Below are 17657 nucleotides of genomic sequence, written 5' to 3' on the forward strand. Positions count from 1 at the left end.
GCCGTGACGACCCCGGCGCGCCCGTCGGGGTCGCGCTCAGCGGTCGTCGATAGCGGGCTGGATCGTCAGGTCGGCGGGGTCGAGCAGGTCGCCGCGGGCCACCCGCCAGCCCTCTTCGCCGTACGCCTCGAAGGAGAGCCGCGCGTCGCCGCCGGACTGGTAGTCGTGGTAACGCATGGTCCCGGCCGGCAGCAGCCCGGTCTCTCCGATGGCGGTGTAGCGCGCCTGCCCGGACTCGGCCCAGGTGTAGCGCCGGCCGCCGAGGTCGATGGTCGGGGCGCCGGGGGTGACGGTCGCGCCAGGCTCGGCGGTCCAGAGCACCAACTCCAGGTCGGGGCCGTCCTCCACGGAGAGACGGTGCCGGGTGCCGGAGGCGTCGTCGAGCAGGTGCTGCACCCAACTCCAGTCCCCCTCGACCAGGCGGATCGTGCCGCTCACGGCGTACTCCTGGTCGTGGATCCGCACGCGGTCGCCCGGGGCCAGGCGGTGCGGGCCGCCGCGCGGCGACTCCGCCACCCGGCCGCGCTCGGGCCGTCTGCGGGGTGGCGCACCGCCGGGCCGGGCCGTCGCCCGCCGCCGGGCCCGCACGACGATCACGATCACGACCACCGCGAGTACGACCGCCGCCGCCACCAGGTACATCACCGGTGCGTCCACCCGACCACCTCCCCAGGTACGTCGGCGCAGACGGTAACAACCCTCGGCACCCGGGAGGCTCGTGCTGTGGCCGATAGCTCAACGCGCGGTGGGCCGTCGGCGGTCGGCAGGGCCGATCGGGTAGCTCCGATCGGCGAACGGATCATGCTGCGGCGAGTCGTTGGGTGGCGTAGTCGCCGAGGGTGGTGCGACCCATCACGCAGCCGACGAAGGTGGTGAACTCGGTCGGGTCGTCCCGCAGCGACGTCCAGGTTGCCCGGGCCGTCGACGAGTCGATCCGCTCCAGCAGCGTGGCCGCGTACGCCCTACCGGCGGGTGAGCCCTCGGCCAGCAGCCGGTCGAGCTGCCGTCGTACCTCCTCGGGGTGGTCGTCGAGAGCGGCCCCGACCCGCTGGTAAGCCTCGGTCACGGGCAGCAATGTGCCCGCGATGCCAACCCCGCCAAAGGCGAGCGTGTCGGCCCCCACCAACTCGTCGACGGCGGCGTCCAGTTCCCGTTCCCATTTCTTCCCGATCCCGAACATGACCCCATCCTTTCCCCGCCCGCACCCACCTCACCCTGTTGATCAAGAGGTTTGCGTCATGAGAAGACGTCTCGACGACGCAAACCTCTTGATCACCGCGCTGGTCAGGCGGGGGTTACCGTGAGGGTGTTCGTGGGCGTGGTCAGGTCGACCTTTACCGTGTCGCCGTCGCGGATGGTGCCCGACAGGAGGGCCTTGGCCAGTTGGTCGCCGATCGCCGTCTGAACCAGGCGGCGTAGCGGGCGGGCGCCGTAGATCGGGTCGTAGCCGTGCTCGGCGAGCCACTGACGCGCGGACTCGGTGATGTCCAGGGCCAGTCGGCGGTCGGCCAGGCGCCGCCGCATCCGGTCCAGCTGGATGTCCACGATGGAGCGCAGATCGTCCCCGCGCAGCGCGGCGAACACCACGATGTCGTCCAACCGGTTGAGGAACTCCGGCTTGAAGTGCGAGCGGACCACCGCGAGGACCCCCTCCCGACGCTGCTCCTCGCCCAGCGTCAGATCGCCGATCACCGACGACCCGAGGTTGGAGGTGAGGATCAGGATCGCGTTGCGGAAGTCCACCGTGCGGCCCTGACCGTCGGTGAGCCGACCGTCGTCGAGCACCTGGAGCAGCACGTCGAAGACGTCCGGGTGGGCCTTCTCCACCTCGTCCAGCAGCACCACCGAGTACGGCCGGCGGCGCACCGCCTCGGTGAGCTGGCCACCCTCCTCGTAGCCGATGTAGCCGGGCGGGGCACCGACGAGGCGGGCCACGGAGTGCTTCTCGCCGTACTCGCTCATGTCGATGCGGACCATCGCCCGCTCGTCGTCGAAGAGGAACTCGGCGAGCGCCTTGGCCAGCTCCGTCTTGCCGACCCCGGTCGGGCCGAGGAAGAGGAAGCTGCCGGTCGGACGGTCCGGGTCGGCGACACCGGCCCGGGCCCGGCGCACCGCGTCGGAGACCGCGCCCACCGCCTCGACCTGGCCGACCACCCGGCCGCCCAACGACTCCTCCATCCGGAGCAGCTTCGCCGTCTCGCCCTCCAGCAGCCGGCCGGCCGGGATGCCGGTCCAGGAGGCGACCACCGCGGCGATGTCGTCCGCGCCGACCTCCTCCTTGAGCATCGCGCCGTCGGCCTGGAGCTGGGCCAGCTCCTCCTCGGCCTGCTTCAGCTCGACCTTGAGCGCGGGGATCCGGCCGTAGCGGAGCTCGGCGGCACGCTCCAACTCCCCGTCGCGCTCGGCCCGCTCGGCCTCGCCACCCAGGCGCTCCAACTCCTCCTTGGCGGTGGAGAGCTTGGTGATGTGGCTCTTCTCCGTCTGCCAACGCTCGGAGAGCACGGTGAGCTGCTCGCGCTTGTCGGCCAACTCCTGGCGCAGCCGCACCAACCGCTCCGCGGAGGCGGCGTCCGGCTCCTTGGCCAGCGCCATCTCCTCGATCTCCAGCCGGCGGACCGCCCGCTCGATCTCGTCCACCTCGACCGGCCGGGAGTCGATCTCCATCCGGAGCCGGGACGCGGACTCGTCGACCAGGTCGATCGCCTTGTCCGGCAGGAACCGGTCGGTGATGTAGCGGTTCGACAGCGACGCGGCGGCGACCAGTGCGGCGTCGGTGATCCGGACGCCGTGGTGCACCTCGTAGCGCTCCTTGAGCCCGCGCAGGATGCCGATGGTGTCCTCGATGGTCGGCTCGCCGACCAGCACCGGCTGGAAGCGGCGCTCCAGCGCCGGGTCCTTCTCGATGTGCTCGCGGTACTCGTCCAGCGTGGTGGCACCGACCATGCGCAGCTCACCGCGGGCGAGCATCGGCTTGAGCATGTTGCCGGCGTCCATCGAGCCCTCGCCCTTACCGGCGCCGACCACGGTGTGCAGCTCGTCGAGGAACGTGATGACCTGCCCGTTGGAGTTCTTGATCTCCTCCAGCACGGACTTCAGCCGCTCCTCGAACTGACCGCGGTACTGCGCGCCGGCGACCATGGCGCCGAGGTCCAACGAGATCAGCTTCTTGTCACGCAGCGACTCGGGCACGTCACCGGCCACGATCCGCTGGGCCAGGCCCTCGACGATCGCGGTCTTGCCGACGCCGGGCTCGCCGATCAGCACCGGGTTGTTCTTGGTACGCCGGGAGAGCACCTGGATGACGCGGCGGATCTCCGAGTCCCGGCCGATCACCGGGTCGATCTTGCCGTCCCGGGCGCTGGCGGTGAGGTCGACGCCGTACTTGGTCAATGCCTGGTAGGTCTGCTCCGGGTCGGCGGTGGTGACCCGCCGGTCCCCACCCCGGACGGTCGGGAACGCGGCGACCAGGGCCTCCTCGGTGGCGCCGGCTGACTTCAGCGCGCCGGACACCGCACCGCCCACCCGGGCCAGGCCGGCCAGCAGGTGCTCGGTGGAGGTGTACTCGTCGCCCAGCGGCCGGGCGATCTGCTCAGCGGCCCCGATGGCGTTGACGAACTCCCGGGCCAGGGTGGGCTCGGCGATGCTGGAGCCCCGCGCGGCGGGCAGTCCGTCGACCGCGCGCTGGGCGGCCCGGCGCAGCTCGGCGGGGTCGGCCCCGACGGCGCGCAGCAGGCCGGCGGCGGTCGAGCCGTCGGTGTCCAGCAGGGACAGCAGTAGGTGCCACGGCTCCACGGTGGCGTGGCCGCGCTGGTTGGCCAGTGCGACGGCACCCGTGATGGTCTCGCGGCTCTTGGTGGTGAGGCGTTCGGTGTTCATGGGCTCCCCCGGATCGGCGTTGTCCAATGGTTTGGACACAACCAGAGTTGAGCGTATTCCACTCAACCTTAGCGCTGTGACGCCCATCACTCCGGGCGGCGCCACCGCCAGGCGAACTCCCCGACTGCCGGGGGCGGGCCGGGCAGCGGATCCGTGTCCGGTGTCGTCGACAGGCCGGCCAGCAGCACTGCCAGCTGGCGTTGGCGCAACTGCCCGGTCCGCTCCGGATCGGGTACGCGCACCGCGGCGCACGCCTCCAGCACCAGCCCCAGGTCCTGGACGACCACGTCCGGGCGCAGCCGCCCGCTGGCGTGGGCCCGCTCGAACAGCACCGTGGCCAGCTCGTTGGCGCGCATCGCCGCCCTACCCATCTCCTCGGTCGGAGTGAAGGTGCCGGCCAGGTGGACGGTGAGCGAGTGCACATCGGCGTCGACCACCCGGGCCATGAAGCCGGCGAACGCGGCCCAGTCGTCCGACTCGGCGAGGGCCGCCTCGGCCACCGCGATGTACCGGCGCAGCCCGTCGTGGCAGAGCTGGCGCAGCAGGTCCTCCTTGCCCGCGTACCGCCGGTAGAGGGCGCTGATGCCGACGCCGGCGCGTTCAGCGACGGCGGCGATCGGGGCCTTCGGGTCGTCGAGGAAGACCGCGCGGGCGGCTTCCAGGATCACCTCGTCGTTGCGCGCGGCCTGGGCACGGCGGCCGGCCAGCGGCACGTCGTTCTTTCCGGGGGGAGTCGGCATGACTCCAGACTATCAGTGGAACGGATCATTCCGGTCTGCTACACTGATTGCAGAACGAAACATTCCGTTCCGAAGGAGTTCCGAGATGACCGGCACCGCGATCCGCCCGTTCCGCGTCGAGATCCCGCAGACCGCCCTCGACGACCTGGCTGACCGACTGGGCCGCACGATCTGGCCCGCCGACCTCCCCGGCGCAGGCGACGCTTACGGGATGAGCAACGACCGGGTCCGCGCCCTCGCCGACCGGTGGCGCGACGGGTTCGACTGGCGGGCCGTCGAGGCCCAACTGAACGCCCACCCGCAGTTCGTCACCGAGATCGACGGCGAGCAGATCCACTTCCTGCACGTCCGGTCGTCCCGCCCGGACGCCACCCCGCTGGTGCTCACCCACGGCTGGCCCGGCTCGGTGCTGGAGTACCTGGACGTGATCGCGCCACTCACCGAGCCGACCGCACCGGACGCGCCGGCCTTCCACCTGGTCATCCCGTCGCTGCCCGGCTTCGGATTCTCCGGCCCGACCCGCAGCGCCGGCTGGAACCGCTACCGCACCACCCGCGCCTGGGCCGAGCTGATGAACCGACTGGGGTACGACCGCTACGGCGCCATCGGCAACGACGCCGGCTCGATGATCGCGCCCGAGTTGGGCCGAACCGATTCGGAGCACGTGCTCGGCGTACACGTCACCCAGCTCTTCTCGTTCCCCTCGGGCGACCCGGCCGAGTTCGCCGGGCTCTCCGAGGCCGACCAGGCGGCGCTTGAGCACCTCCAGTGGTTCTACGAGAACAAGTTCTCCTTCAACCAGGTGCACAGCCAGCAGCCGCAGACCCTGGCGTTCGGGTTGGCCGACTCGCCGGTCGGGCTGCTGGCCTGGAACGCCCAACTCTTCGACGAGAGCCTGGAGGTCGACTTCATCCTGGCCAACGTGGCGGTCTACTGGTTCACCGGCACGGCCGCCTCGGCGGTCCGGTTCTACTGGGAGGACGCGCACGCCGGCCAGCCGCCGACCGACCCGACCACCGTGCCGACCGCGCTGGCCATGTTCCCCGGCGACTTCCAGTCCATCCGCCGCTTCGCCGACCGGGACCACGCGAACATCGTCCGGTGGACGGCGTACGAGACGGACGTCGACGGCCGCGGGGACGTCGGCGGCCACTACGCCGCCCACCAGGCCACCGATGTGCTGGTCGCTGATATCCGCGAGTTCTTCGCCAGCCTTCGCTGACCAGTCGCGCCCGGTGCCCGCTCCGCTCCGCCGGGGCGGGCACCGGCGCCTGTCGAGCTGGATCGGTTACGACATCACCGGCCGGTTCGACGTGGCAGGCGGGCGGTGCAGGGAGTCTCGTGGTCGGCGCGCAGCACGCAGCGGCGACCACCGTCCAGCCGCCGATCGCAGAAGACCCAGTGTCGTACCCCCTGGTCGTCCTCGGTCGAGACGGTGATCCCACCGAGGTCGATCCGGGCCAGGAAGGCCAGCGACCGGCCGGCGGTCCGACCCAGCATCTTGGCGCGAGCCAGGTCGGGCGCGGCCACCGGCAGGTGAATGACAAAACGCCCGGTCATCGCCGCTGAACCAGGTCGGGCATGAGCGGTGGTCCTCTCCTCGCGTGTGCGGTGGAAGGAACAGGGCCGGGACGAACCACGGGGGAAGCCCGCCCCGGCCTGCTGAGCGCCCCAGTGCCATCCGGAAGCGTTCGCATTGAACCTACAATCGGTAGCGGTTGTAGGTCAACGACTGACCTGCGATTGCTTGAGGTTGGAGGTGGTCGCGTGATCGAATGGGCGTGCCATCCGGGGAGTGTGCATGCCCAAGCAGCAATATCAGGTGCTCGCAGACGAGCTACGAAACAAGATCGAATCAGGCGAGTGGCCGCCCGGCACGAGACTGCCGAGCCGGTCACAGCTCTGCAAGGAGTACGGCGTGTCGGACACAGTGGTCGGCAAGGCCATGATGATTCTTCGAGCGACCGGGCTGACCGAGACGCTGGAAGGCGTCGGCGTTTTCGTGGCAGAGAAGTCTTAGATCCTGGAAGGAAACGGCCCCTGGACGGGCCGAGTTCGACCAAGATCTAAGCCCGGTTCACGAAGCGGTAGCCTTGGCGGGTGCGAGTACGTGTCGAGCAGACCGCCTTACCAGGCATCGGGGTACGCCACGATCTGGTGACGGAGTCCGGACGCCGTTTGGGCGTCGTCTCCCACCGCAATGGCCGCCGTGATCTTGTCCTCTATGACCCCGACGATCCCGACTCCTGCCAGGCGGACATCCCGCTGACCGACGACGAGGCGGAGGCGCTGGCCGACATCCTCGGCGCGTCGCTGATGCTCGGCCAGCTCTCCGGGCTGCGCGAACAGGCCGCCGGTCTGCTCACCGAGCAGTTCGCCATCCCGGCCGGGTCGCGGTACGTCAACCGGCAGCTCGGTGACACCAAGGCGCGTACCCGCACCAGCGCCTCCATCGTGGCGGTGCTGCGCGACGGCGAGGTTATCGTCTCGCCGCTTCCCACCTTCCGCTTCGCAGCCGGCGACGTGGTGGTCGTTGTCGGGACCCGCAAGGGTCTCGACGGCGTGTCCGCCATCCTCGCCGACAGTGACCCGGACGGCTGAGGCGGATGCACGAATCCACAACTCTGCTCGTCGAAGTCGGCGCGCTGCTGCTGCTGCTTGGGGTCCTCGGCCGGCTCAGCCGCCGGGTTGGCCTCTCACCCATTCCCCTCTACCTGCTCGCCGGGCTGGCGTTCGGGCACGGCGGGCTGCTCCCGCTCAACGCCAGCGAGGAGTTCTTCGCGGTCGGCGCCGAGATCGGCGTGATCCTGCTGCTGGTGATGCTCGGCCTGGAGTACTCGGCCAACGAACTGGTCGGCAACCTCCGTTCGGCAGCCCCGGCCGGGTTGATCGACGGCGTGTTCAACGCGCTGCCCGGCGCGGCGTTCGCCCTGCTGCTCGGCTGGGACTGGGTGGCCGCCCTGGTGCTCGGCGGCATCACCTGGGTCTCCTCCTCCGGGGTGATCGCCAAGGTCCTCGCCGACCTGGGCCGGCTCGGTAACCGGGAGACGCCGGTGATCCTCTCGGTCCTGGTGATCGAGGACCTGGCGATGGCGCTCTACCTGCCGCTGGTAACCGCCGTGCTGGCCGGCACTGGCCTGCTCGGCGGCGGCATCGCGCTCGCCGTCGCGGTGGGCACGGTGCTGCTCGTGCTGGTGGTCGCCATTCGGTACGGCCATCTGATCTCGTCCGCCCTGTCGGCGAAGGACCCGGAGGCGCTGCTGCTCGGCGTACTCGGTCTGACCCTGCTGATCGCCGGCCTCGCGGCGAAGCTCCAGGTCTCGGCGGCGGTCGGCGCGTTCCTGGTCGGCATCGCGCTCTCCGGCCCGGTGGCGCACCACGCGACCCAATTGCTCTCCCCGCTGCGGGACCTGTTCGCCGCGGTGTTCTTCGTCTTCTTCGGGCTGGTCACCGATCCACGGGACATCCCTCCGGTGCTGCTGCCGGCACTCGCGCTGGCCGTGGTCACCATGGCGACGAAGACGCTCACCGGCTACCTCGCGGCCCGTCGCGTCGGCATCGCCGAACCCGGTCGTTGGCGTGCCGGCCTGGCACTCGTACCCCGCGGTGAGTTCTCCATCGTCATCGCCGGGCTCGCGGTGGCCTCCGGCAGCGTCGAGCCACGGTTGGCCGCGCTGGCGACGGCGTACGTACTGATCACCGTCGTGACCGGGCCGATGCTGGCCCGGCTGCCCGACTTCCCGTGGTTCAAGCGGTGGCTGCGCACCCGCGCGGCGGCCCAGCGGCGGGAGCCGGTTCCGATTCACGACTGACGCGTCGCCGCCGCCGTTTCCCGCATTCTGAACGGCGGCGGCGGTGCTCGTGTCCGCTCGACCATCCAGTTCGCCCGGCCAGGCCAACGGTTGCTGAATTGCTCCCAACGAGGGCTACCGCAGCACCCGACGGCGGGTTACCGTTTCGCCCCAGCAGCCAGGGTTCGCGGACGGCCAGTGCCGACGCGGGCGAGAGCGGAAGGTTGGCCGGTGAGCGTGCAGGAGTCGACGTTCCACGGCTTCGCTAACCCCGTCGATCCGACTCCGGCGGAGTTACGAGCTTGGGCGTACCAGCCCGATTCGGTGCCGTTGGCTTCCATGCCACCCGACTGGGACCTCCTGGTCTCCGGTGACCGGCTGGTGTTGACGCTCTTCGAGCTTGCGATGGACTCGACCTGTCCGGCCCGCCGCTTCGCGCTGCACTGCCTCTACATCTACGCGGCCGACGGCATCCGGACGAACTTCCGCGCGCACCCGAAGCGCCGCTTCCGCAAGCTGGTCGAGCAGGCGGAGCGCGACGGCGACGAGCTGATGAAGATCTGGGCGCACAACGGCCGGGTGTTGCTGGCCCGACCGGACCTCTTCGCCTACCGGGACTGGTGCGAGGGCGGCCTGGTCCGCGAAAACCGCCGCCTCGGCTGACGGCGAACGGGCCGGGACCCCCCGTGGGTCCCGGCCCGCACGTCGGTTACCGGTCAGTCCTGCTTCCGCTGGGTCTCGGCCCGGCCCTGGTCGACGCCGTGGTCGACCTGGTCGGCGAACCGCCCTTCGGTGATCTGGTCCCGGAAGCTTCCCTCGGTCACCTTGTCGAACTTCTCGCGGATGGTGTCGGCCAGGTCTTCGAGCCGGTCCTCCGTCTGCTGGGCCATCTCCTTCGCCGGCTCCGCCATCGCTCCCCCTGCTATGCCGGTAGGTCCGAATTAAGCCGATAGAACCCGTGTCGACAGGCTAACCGGAACGGCCCAGCCCGCGCCGGAAAACCGGAGCGGGCCGGGCCGAGGAGAAGGGACCGGAAGAGCGGGTCAGCGATCGGGCAGGCGGCGGGGACGCCAGACCACCAGCGCGGTGGAGGTGCGGTTGGTCGGCACCAGATCCCGGCCCGGGAAGCGGGCGAGCGACTCCAGCTCGGCCACCCGGCGGTACGCGGCGTCCAACTCCGCCTCCAGCCGGGCCACCCGCTGCTGCGCCTGCTCCAGCAACTGCTCCAGCCCGATGATCCGCTTGACGCCGGCCAGGTTGATCCCGTCGTCCTGGCTGAGCCGCTGCACCTCGCGCAGCAGCACCACGTCGCGCACGCTGTACCGACGCCCGCCGCCGGCCGCCCGGCCGGGCTGCACGAGCCCCAGCCGGTCGTACTGGCGAAGGGTCTGTGGGTGCATCCCCGCCATCCGTGCCGCGACCGAGATCATCAGCACCTTGGCCTCGTAGGCAGGGTCACCCGAACCGAGGAACTCGCCCGACATCCCGCTCACCTCCGCGTCCATCCCACCGGACTAACTGATCCGACGCACCCGTGCGTCGAGATGTTCCCGTGCCGCTGGCGGGCTCTGCTCGGCGAACGCCTCCAGCGCCGTGCGCGCCTCGTCCGACAACCGGGCCGGCACCACCACGTCCAGCGTGACCAGCAGGTCGCCGGCCTGCCCGTCGCGGCGGACCACGCCCTTGCCCCGAGCCCGCAGCACCCGACCGCTCGGCGTACCCGGCGGGACCCGCAGGGTCACCGCGCCGTCGAGCGTGGGCACCCGGAGGTCCGTGCCGAGCACGGCCTCCGCGAAGGTGACCGGCACGGTCAGCGTCAGGTCGTCGCCGGTACGCCCGAACAGCTCGTCCGGCCGGACTTTGACGTGCACGAACAGGTCACCGGCCGGGCCGCCGCGCTCACCCGGCTCGCCCCGCCCGGCCAGCCGGATCCGTTGGCCGTCGGCCACCCCGGCGGGGAAGCGCACGTTCAGCGTGCGGGTCTTGGTGACCCCGCCGCTGCCGTGGCACTCGGGGCACTTCTCCTCGACCACCGTGCCGACGCCCTGGCAGGTGCGGCACGGCTCGGAGAAGCTGAACGACCCCTGGTTGCGGGTGGTCACTCCGGCGCCGTGGCAGGACGGGCAGGTGCGCGGCTGGGTGCCGGGCTTGGCCCCGTTGCCGTGGCAGGTGTCGCAGACGCCCGGGGCGCGGAGCGTCAGCGGCAGAGTCACCCCGCGCACCGCGTCGCCGAAGTCCAGCGCCACCTCGGTCTCCACGTCCCGACCGCGGGCCGGGCCGCGCGGCGCGGCCTGCCCACCGCCCTGGCCGCCGGAGAAGATCGAGCTGAACAGGTCCTGGAAGCCGGCCCCGCCGAAGCGACGGTCACCGCCCTCGGCCCCGCCGCCGAACAGGTCGGAGACGTCGAAGGGCACGCCGCCCGGCCCCGCACCCCGCGCATTGCGCCGGAACGCGCCCGAGCCGAACAGCGAACGCATCTCGTCGTACTCCCGGCGACGGCCGGTGTCCGACAGCACGTTGTACGCCTCGGACGCGGCCTTGAACCGCTCCTCGGCCTTCGGGTCGCCCGGGTTGTGGTCCGGGTGCGACTCCCGCGCCAACTTGCGGTACGCCTTCTTGATGTCATCCGCGGAGGCGGCCTTGTCCACGCCGAGCACGGCGTAGAAGTCCTTCTCGAGCCAGTCCTTCGAACTCACCGGTCCACCCCCTTCCTACCGTCGTGGTCGGGCCGTCCCGCCCACCGCATCGCGGCGGACGGGACGGCCCGGTCACTGTCTCGCACTATTCCGGATCCGCTACCGCGACCAGCGCGGGGCGCAGCAGCCGCTCACCGAGCTGGTAGCCGCGCCGCATGACCTGCACGCAGGTCGGCTCGCTGACCTCGGCCGAGGTCTGGTGCGCGACCGCCTCGTGCCGGGTCGGGTCGAACGGGTCGCCCTGCTCACCGAAGGCGGTCAGGCCGAACTTGCCCAGCGCGGTGGTGAGTTGCTCCGCCACCGTGCCGAACGGCCCGACCAGGTCGCCGTGTTCCCGGGCCCGGTCCAGGTCGTCCAGGATCGGCAGCAGCGCGGCCAGCACCGAGCCGGTCGCCTGCTCCTGCACCAGGCTGCGGTCCCGGTCCACCCGCTTGCGGTAGTTGGCGTACTCCGCCGACACCCGCTGCAGGTCCCGGGTCCGCTCGTCCAGCTCGGCCCGGAGCGCCTCCAGCTCGGCGCCCAGCACCGTGCCGGTGCCGCCGCCGCCCACCGGCTGCGCCGGGGCGTCCACCACCGGCGGACCGGCCGGCGTGGGGCCGTCGGCCGAGGTCGCCTCGATCTCGATCTCGTCGACCACGATCTCGGCGTCCTCGACCAGGCCGTCGGCGGGGACGTCGCTCCCCGCGTCGGCGGCGGTGCCCTCCGGCTCCGTCGTGTCGCTGAGCTTGCGGTTGTTGCGGATGACGTCCCGCTCCCCGTCGCCGGTGGCCGGCTCGGTGGGCGCGGAGCCACCCGGCGTCGACCCGGTCTCGCCCGGGTCGGCGGCTCGTGGCTTCTGCGTCATGCGGCTACCTCATCCCCTTCGGCGTGGATACGTGTCGGAGGCCGACGGTCACTTCTTGCCGTCCTCGTCCACGATCTCCGCGTCGACCACGTCGTCGGCGCCGCTCGCAGCGCCACCGGCGGCGCCGGCCTGCGGGCCGGTCGCACCGGTCGCACCCGGGCCGGCCTCGCCGCCGGGCTGCTGGCCCTCCTCGGCCTGCTGCGAGTAGAGCAGCGAACCGGCCTGCTGGGAGACCTGCGCGAGCCGCTCGTGCGCCGACTTGATCTTTTCGATGTCCTGACCGCCGAGGGCGCCACGCAGCTCACCGAGCGCCTCGTTGATCTGCTCCCGGTTCTCGCTGGGCAGCTTGTCGCCGCTCTCGGCGAGGAACTTCTCGGTCTGCCACTGGAGTGCCTCGGCCACGTTGCGGGTCTCGGCGTCGTCGCGGCGGCGCTTGTCCTCCTCCGCGTGCTCCTCGGCGTCCCGGCGCATCCGCTCGATGTCGTCCTTCGGCAGCGAGGAGCCGCCGGTGATCGTCATCTTCTGTTCCTTGCCGGTGCCGAGGTCCTTGGCGTGGACGTTGACGATGCCGTTGGCGTCGATGTCGAAGGCGACCTCGATCTGCGGCACGCCACGCGGCGCCGGCGGGAGGCCGGTCAGCTCGAAGGTGCCGAGCTTCTTGTTGTAGGCCGCGATCTCCCGCTCACCCTGGAAGACCTGGATCAGCACCGACGGCTGGTTGTCGTCCGCCGTGGTGAAGACCTCGGAGCGCTTGGTCGGGATCGTGGTGTTGCGCTCGATCAGCTTGGTGAAGATGCCGCCCTTGGTCTCGATGCCCAGGCTCAGCGGGGTCACATCGAGCAGCAGGACGTCCTTGACCTCACCCTTGAGCACGCCGGCCTGCAGGGCGGCACCGACGGCGACGACCTCGTCCGGGTTGACGCCCTTGTTCGGGTCGCGGCCGGTGAGCTGCTTGACCAGGTCGGTCACGGCGGGCATCCGGGTCGAACCGCCGACCAGGATCACGTGCTCGACGTCGGAGATCTTGATCCCGGCGTCCTTCACGGCCTGCTCGAACGGGCCCTTGCAGCGGTCCAGCAGATCCTGCGTCATCCGCTGGAACTCGGCGCGGCTGAGCGTCACGTCCAGGTGCAGCGGGCCGGCCGCGCCGGCGGTGATGTACGGCAGGTTGATGTTGGTGGTGGTGGCGGCGGACAGCTCGATCTTGGCCTTCTCGGCGGCCTCACGGAGCCGCTGCAGGGCCATCTTGTCCTGGCCCAGGTCGATGCCGTGCTCGCCGCGGAAGGTCTTCACCAGGTGGTCGATGATCCGCTGGTCCCAGTCGTCCCCGCCGAGGTGGTTGTCACCGCTGGTCGACTTGACCTCGATGACGCCCTCAGCCAGCTCCAGCAGCGACACGTCGAAGGTGCCGCCGCCGAGGTCGAAGACCAGGACGGTCTGCTCCTTGGAGCCCTTGTCCAGCCCGTACGCCAGGGCGGCCGCGGTCGGCTCGTTGACGATCCGCAGCACGTTGAAGCCGGCGATCTCACCGGCCTCCTTGGTGGCCTGGCGCTGGCTGTCGTTGAAGTAGGCCGGGACGGTGATCACCGCGTCGGTGATCTGCTCACCCAGGTACGCCTCAGCGTCCCGCTTGAGCTTCATCAGGGTCCGGGCCGAGATCTCCTGCGGGGTGTACTTCTTGCCGTCGATGTCGACGGACCAGTTCGTGCCGACCTCGCGCTTGACCGACCGGATCGTCCGGTCCGGGTTGGTCACCGCCTGGCGCTTGGCGACCTCACCGACGAGCACCTCGCCGTTGCGGGCGAACGCGACGATCGACGGGGTCGTCCGCGAGCCTTCAGCGTTGGCGATGACGGTGGGCTCACCGCCCTCGAGAACGCTGACGCAGGAGTTCGTCGTGCCGAGGTCGATACCGACCGCACGTGCCATCTTCGCTTCCTCGCTTCGTAAGGTTGTGCAGGTGACGGGCATCGCCCGTGGGCTGCTGGCGGGCACCGCCCGCAGCGGACCACACCACAAGTTGAGTGAACTTGACTCAATAGTGCCACGCCCCGGCGAATCGTCAAGTTGGGTTGAGCCGACCCGACGCAACCCAGCCGTTATTACCGTCCGGTTGTCTTCCCTTGCATCGGTCGGGCACGCTTTAGCGGTGACGACGCCCGGCGATTCCGCCACCCGTTCCGGAGCGCCCGCCGTCGCAGCCCGCACCGGCCCGCCGGACGCCGCGGAGGAGCCGCCCGCCACCACCGGGGACGACAGCCTCCCCGCTGCGCTGACGGGTCTCCGGGCCGCGATCGGCGCCACCCGGTACCCCCTTGCGCTGCCCTCCGCCGCCTCGGCCCGGCAGACTGCCACCACCCTCACCGACCAGCTCGACGACTATCTGCTGCCCCGACTCGCCCGGCTCGACGCGCCACTGCTCGTGGTCGTCGGCGGCTCCACCGGCGCGGGCAAGTCGACCCTGGTCAACAGCCTGGTCAAGGCCCGGGTCAGCGCCGCCGGCGTGCTCCGGCCGACCACCCGCTCGCCGGTGCTGGTCTGCAACCCGGCAGACGCGGCCTGGTTCCGGCAGGGTGAGCTGCTGCCCGGGCTGACCCGCACCACCGAGCCGAGCGAAGATCCCCGCGCCCTGCACCTGGTCACCGCCCCGGCCCTGCCCGCCGGGCTGGCCTTCCTCGACGCGCCGGACATCGACTCGGTGGTCGACGCCAACCGGGCACTCGCCGGCCAGTTGCTGGCCGCCGCCGACCTCTGGCTCTTCGTCACCACCGCCGCCCGGTACGCCGACGCGGTGCCCTGGGGGCTGCTGCGCAGCGCCCGGGCCCGGGGCGCGGTGATTGCCATGGTGCTGGACCGGGTGCCGGCAGAGGCCAGCGACGAGATCGCCGCGCATCTGGCCGAGATGCTCGCCGCGCAGGACCTCGGCCGGGCACCGCTGTTCGTGCTGCCAGAGACCTGGGTCGACGGCCAGGGGCTGCTGCCCGAGGGGGTCACCGCACCGCTGGCCGACTGGTTCGCCCGGCTGGCCGCCGACGCCGACGCCCGGGCGGCGGTCGTCCGGCAGACCCTGGACGGGGCGCTGGCCGCGCTGCACCCGGCCGTCGAGGAGTTGGCCGACGCCGCCGACGAACAGGTCGCCGCCGCCGACGGGCTGGACGAACGGGTCCGGGCCGCCTACCGGGGCGCCGAGCGGACCGTCGAGCAGGGCCTGCAGGACGGTCGGCTGCTCCGCGGTGAGGTGCTCGCCCGGTGGCAGGAGTTCGTCGGCACCGGAGAGTTCTTCCGCACCCTGGAGGCGCGGATCGGGCGGCTACGGGACCGCGTGGTGGCCGTCGTCACCGGCCGACCGGCGCCCGCCACCGAACTGCGCAACGCCATCGAGTCGCAGCTGGTCACGTTGCTGCGCGGGGTGGCCTCCGAGGCGGCCGAAGCCGCGCACACCGGGTGGAAGGCGCATCCGGCCGGGGCCGGGCTGCTCGAACCGGCGCTCGCCCACCCGAGCGACGACCTACCCGAACGTGCCGAGCGAATGGTCCGGGACTGGCAACGCGGCGTGCTGGAGCTGGTCCGGGTCGAGGGCGGCGACAAACGGTTCGTGGCCCGCACCGCCGCGTACGCGGTGAACGCCACGGGGCTGGCCGTGATGATCGCCGTGTTCGCCTCCACCGCGTTCATCCCGACCGGGTTGGAGGTGGCAACCGGGGCCGGCACCACGGTCGCCGCGCAGGCCGTACTCCAGGCGATCTTCGGCGACCAGGCGGTACGTACCCTCGCCGCCAAGGCCCGCGCCGACCTGCTGGACCGGGTGCGGACGCTGCTCGACACGGAGGCCGACCGCTTCCTGACCCGCACCGCCGACGCCCGCCCCGCCGCGGAGGCCGGCGACGGGTTGCGCCGGGCCGCCGGCCGGGTCGAGCTGGCCCGGCACCGCAGCGGCCTGGCCGCCGCCGGCGGCGACACACTGCCTGCCGCGAATGAGGAGGGCTCCCGGTGAGCAACATCGCCGGCCGCGTACGCGAGGCGTTCCGCGGCGACCGGCGGGTCGACCCCGACGCGCTGATCGCCCGCCTGGAGGGGGTACGCCGGTTCCTCACCGCGGCGGACGGCCTGCTGCCCGACGCCGAACTGGTGCCCGCGCACACACTGATCGAGCGGGCCGGCACCCGGCTCGCCCTGTCCCGGGACCACACCGTGGTCGCCCTGGCCGGTGCCACCGGCAGCGGCAAGTCCAGCCTCTTCAACGCGTTGGCCCAACTGGAGCTCTCGCCGGTCGGGGTCCGCCGGCCGACCACCGGTGTCGCGCACGCCTGCGTGTGGGGGCCGCTAGAGGGCGCCAACCGGCTCCTCGACTGGATCGGCGTACTGCCCCGGCACCGCTTCGTCCGCGAGAGCGCGCTGGACGCGGACGACGAGACCGCGCTGCACGGGCTGATCCTGCTCGACCTGCCCGACTTCGACTCGGTGCAGCGGTCCCACCGACTGGAGGTGGACCGGCTGCTCGGCCTGGTCGACCAGGTGGTCTGGGTGGTCGACCCACAGAAGTACGCCGACCGGGTGATCCACGACAGCTACCTGCGCGAGTTCCACCGACACCGCGACGTCACCCTGGTCGTGCTCAACCAGGCCGACCGGCTGCCCACGGCCCAACTGCCCCGAGTCCTGGACGACCTGCGCCGCCTGCTCGACGCCGACGGGCTGACCGGCGTGCCACTGTTGGCCACCACCGCCATCGACCCGGCCGGGATGGCCGGGCTGCGCACCGCGCTGGAGCAGACGGTCGCCGGGCGGCAGGCGGCGCTGCGCCGGCTCGCCGGTGACGTCGACACGGTGGTCGCCACGCTCGACGAGCTGGTCGGCTCGGCCCGGCCGGCTGGCGGACCGGACGATGCGGCCGTCGACGGTCTGAACCGGGCACTGGCCGGCGCGGCCGGCGTGCCTGCGGTCACCGAGGCGGTGGAGCAGGCGTACCGGCACCGGGCTGGCTCCGCCACCGGCTGGCCGGTTGTCCGGGGCTGGCGGCGGCTGCGGCCCGACCCGCTGCGCCGGCTGCACCTGCCCGGCCCGGCCGGCGACCGGGCCGACCCGGCGGAGAGCCTGGTCGCGGCGACCTCGGTACCGGACCCGACAGCCGCCCAACGCTCGGCGCTCGGCCTGGCCATCCGCGCGGTGGCCGACCGGGCCGCCGCCGACCTGCCCGCCGCCTGGCCGACCGCGGTCACCGCCGCCGCCCGGTCCCGCCTCGGCGACCTGCCAGACGCGCTGGACCGCAAGATCGCCAGCACCGACCTCGGCCTGGACCGTCGACCGCTCTGGTGGCGGCTGGTCGGCGGCGTGCAGTGGTTGGTCACGCTGGCTGCCGTGGTCGGGCTGGGCTGGCTGGTGCTCGGTTACGCGCTGCGGGTGCTCGGCCTGCCCGCGCTGGACAACCCGATGGTCGGGCAGGTGCCACTGCCCACCCTGCTGCTGCTCGGCGGGCTGCTGGCCGGGCTGCTGGTGGCAGCGCTGACCCGGCCTGTGGTGCGCTGGGCGGGCCGCCGGGCCCGAGCCCGCGCCGAGCAGCGGCTGACGGCCGAGGTCGCCCAGGTGGGCGAGGAGTACGTGCTCGCCCCGGTGCGGATCGTGCTCGCCTCGTACGCGCAAGCGCGCGACGCACTGCGGGACGCCGCCCGCCGCTGACGCTCCGCACGGCTCGCTAGCGCTCTGCGTACCC

General features: G+C 71.9%; 17 protein-coding genes. 7 read left to right on the plus strand and 10 right to left on the minus strand.

The features are described from left to right. Positions 1-36: 36 nt before the first annotated feature. The 4 genes from OG990_RS28795 to OG990_RS28810 all read right to left on the minus strand — a co-directional run bounded on the left by OG990_RS28795 (position 37) and on the right by OG990_RS28810 (position 4616). Positions 37-657: a DUF4178 domain-containing protein gene (locus OG990_RS28795; protein ID WP_406077770.1), complete on the minus strand. Its 621-nt coding sequence runs from the start codon at positions 655-657 to the stop codon at positions 37-39. A gap of 142 nt (positions 658-799) precedes the next feature. Further along, on the minus strand, positions 800-1180 hold the full coding sequence (locus OG990_RS28800) for a hypothetical protein (protein ID WP_386985994.1): 381 nt from the start codon (positions 1178-1180) through the stop codon (positions 800-802). Positions 1181-1284: 104 nt separating this feature from the next. Then, positions 1285-3876, minus strand: coding sequence for an ATP-dependent chaperone ClpB (gene clpB, locus OG990_RS28805; RefSeq protein ID WP_328422281.1), 2592 nt, complete (start codon positions 3874-3876; stop codon positions 1285-1287). Between the two features lie 86 nt (positions 3877-3962). Beyond that, entirely contained in the window at positions 3963-4616 is a 654-nt protein-coding gene (locus OG990_RS28810) for a TetR/AcrR family transcriptional regulator (RefSeq protein WP_406077771.1), read from the minus strand. An 85-nt stretch (positions 4617-4701) separates the two neighbouring features. Between OG990_RS28810 and OG990_RS28815 the strand changes: the two genes are divergently transcribed. Then, the gene (locus tag OG990_RS28815) at positions 4702-5838 is read left to right on the plus strand and encodes an epoxide hydrolase family protein (RefSeq protein ID WP_406077772.1); all 1137 of its coding nucleotides are present in this window, start codon (positions 4702-4704) and stop codon (positions 5836-5838) included. A gap of 74 nt (positions 5839-5912) precedes the next feature. On the opposite strand, the gene OG990_RS28820 is transcribed toward OG990_RS28815, so the two are convergent. Then, the gene (locus tag OG990_RS28820) at positions 5913-6176 is read right to left on the minus strand and encodes a hypothetical protein (RefSeq protein WP_406077773.1); all 264 of its coding nucleotides are present in this window, start codon (positions 6174-6176) and stop codon (positions 5913-5915) included. A 241-nt stretch (positions 6177-6417) separates the two neighbouring features. Between OG990_RS28820 and OG990_RS28825 the strand changes: the two genes are divergently transcribed. The 4 genes from OG990_RS28825 to OG990_RS28840 all read left to right on the plus strand — a co-directional run bounded on the left by OG990_RS28825 (position 6418) and on the right by OG990_RS28840 (position 9070). Further along, positions 6418-6636 (plus strand): winged helix-turn-helix domain-containing protein, encoded by a 219-nt coding sequence (locus tag OG990_RS28825; RefSeq protein ID WP_406077774.1) that lies wholly within the window; start codon positions 6418-6420, stop codon positions 6634-6636. Positions 6637-6716: 80 nt separating this feature from the next. Beyond that, positions 6717-7217: a cation:proton antiporter regulatory subunit gene (locus OG990_RS28830; RefSeq protein WP_328422271.1), complete on the plus strand. Its 501-nt coding sequence runs from the start codon at positions 6717-6719 to the stop codon at positions 7215-7217. A 5-nt stretch (positions 7218-7222) separates the two neighbouring features. After that, on the plus strand, positions 7223-8428 hold the full coding sequence (locus OG990_RS28835) for a cation:proton antiporter (RefSeq protein ID WP_355600950.1): 1206 nt from the start codon (positions 7223-7225) through the stop codon (positions 8426-8428). Between the two features lie 210 nt (positions 8429-8638). Beyond that, positions 8639-9070 carry a hypothetical protein gene (locus tag OG990_RS28840; protein WP_328422267.1) on the plus strand — a complete coding sequence of 144 codons (432 nt, stop codon included), beginning with the start codon at positions 8639-8641 and terminating at the stop codon, positions 9068-9070. Between the two features lie 53 nt (positions 9071-9123). On the opposite strand, the gene OG990_RS28845 is transcribed toward OG990_RS28840, so the two are convergent. The 5 genes from OG990_RS28845 to dnaK form a co-directional block, all read right to left on the minus strand. Further along, entirely contained in the window at positions 9124-9318 is a 195-nt protein-coding gene (locus OG990_RS28845) for a hypothetical protein (RefSeq protein WP_328422265.1), read from the minus strand. 132 nt (positions 9319-9450) lie between these two features. Then, positions 9451-9891, minus strand: a complete 441-nt coding sequence (locus OG990_RS28850; protein ID WP_328426208.1) for a heat shock protein transcriptional repressor HspR — start codon at positions 9889-9891, stop codon at positions 9451-9453. A 30-nt stretch (positions 9892-9921) separates the two neighbouring features. Next, the gene (gene dnaJ / locus OG990_RS28855) at positions 9922-11103 is read right to left on the minus strand and encodes a molecular chaperone DnaJ (RefSeq protein ID WP_328422263.1); all 1182 of its coding nucleotides are present in this window, start codon (positions 11101-11103) and stop codon (positions 9922-9924) included. Between the two features lie 85 nt (positions 11104-11188). Then, positions 11189-11947, minus strand: coding sequence for a nucleotide exchange factor GrpE (locus OG990_RS28860; protein ID WP_406077775.1), 759 nt, complete (start codon positions 11945-11947; stop codon positions 11189-11191). Positions 11948-11995: 48 nt separating this feature from the next. Next, on the minus strand, positions 11996-13876 hold the full coding sequence (dnaK, locus tag OG990_RS28865) for a molecular chaperone DnaK (RefSeq protein ID WP_355600957.1): 1881 nt from the start codon (positions 13874-13876) through the stop codon (positions 11996-11998). Positions 13877-14096: 220 nt separating this feature from the next. On the opposite strand from dnaK, the gene OG990_RS28870 reads away from it, so the two are divergent. Next, positions 14097-15941, plus strand: coding sequence for an ABC transporter (locus OG990_RS28870; RefSeq protein WP_406077776.1), 1845 nt, complete (start codon positions 14097-14099; stop codon positions 15939-15941). Then, complete coding sequence (locus tag OG990_RS28875) at positions 15938-17623, plus strand: GTPase (RefSeq protein WP_406077777.1); 1686 nt, start codon at positions 15938-15940, stop codon at positions 17621-17623. The genes OG990_RS28870 and OG990_RS28875 overlap by 4 nt, the downstream gene beginning before the upstream one ends. Positions 17624-17657: the final 34 nt, after the last annotated feature.

Source organism: Micromonospora sp. NBC_00858 (assembly GCF_045207365.1).
Classification (GTDB): Bacteria; Actinomycetota; Actinomycetes; order Mycobacteriales; family Micromonosporaceae; genus Micromonospora.

Excerpts from the sequence above, each read along its gene's own strand:
- OG990_RS28845 (WP_328422265.1), bottom strand. The coding sequence starts at position 9,318 with ATGGCGGAGCCGGCGAAGGAGATGGCCCAGCAGACGGAGGACCGGCTC.
- OG990_RS28815 (WP_406077772.1), top strand. The coding sequence starts at position 4,702 with ATGACCGGCACCGCGATCCGCCCGTTCCGCGTCGAGATCCCGCAGACC.
- OG990_RS28810 (WP_406077771.1), bottom strand. The coding sequence starts at position 4,616 with ATGCCGACTCCCCCCGGAAAGAACGACGTGCCGCTGGCCGGCCGCCGT.
- dnaK (WP_355600957.1), bottom strand. The coding sequence starts at position 13,876 with ATGGCACGTGCGGTCGGTATCGACCTCGGCACGACGAACTCCTGCGTC.
- OG990_RS28800 (WP_386985994.1), bottom strand. The coding sequence starts at position 1,180 with ATGTTCGGGATCGGGAAGAAATGGGAACGGGAACTGGACGCCGCCGTC.
- OG990_RS28860 (WP_406077775.1), bottom strand. The coding sequence starts at position 11,947 with ATGACGCAGAAGCCACGAGCCGCCGACCCGGGCGAGACCGGGTCGACG.
- OG990_RS28850 (WP_328426208.1), bottom strand. The coding sequence starts at position 9,891 with ATGTCGGGCGAGTTCCTCGGTTCGGGTGACCCTGCCTACGAGGCCAAG.
- clpB (WP_328422281.1), bottom strand. The coding sequence starts at position 3,876 with ATGAACACCGAACGCCTCACCACCAAGAGCCGCGAGACCATCACGGGT.
- OG990_RS28835 (WP_355600950.1), top strand. The coding sequence starts at position 7,223 with ATGCACGAATCCACAACTCTGCTCGTCGAAGTCGGCGCGCTGCTGCTG.
- OG990_RS28820 (WP_406077773.1), bottom strand. The coding sequence starts at position 6,176 with ATGACCGGGCGTTTTGTCATTCACCTGCCGGTGGCCGCGCCCGACCTG.
- OG990_RS28825 (WP_406077774.1), top strand. The coding sequence starts at position 6,418 with ATGCCCAAGCAGCAATATCAGGTGCTCGCAGACGAGCTACGAAACAAG.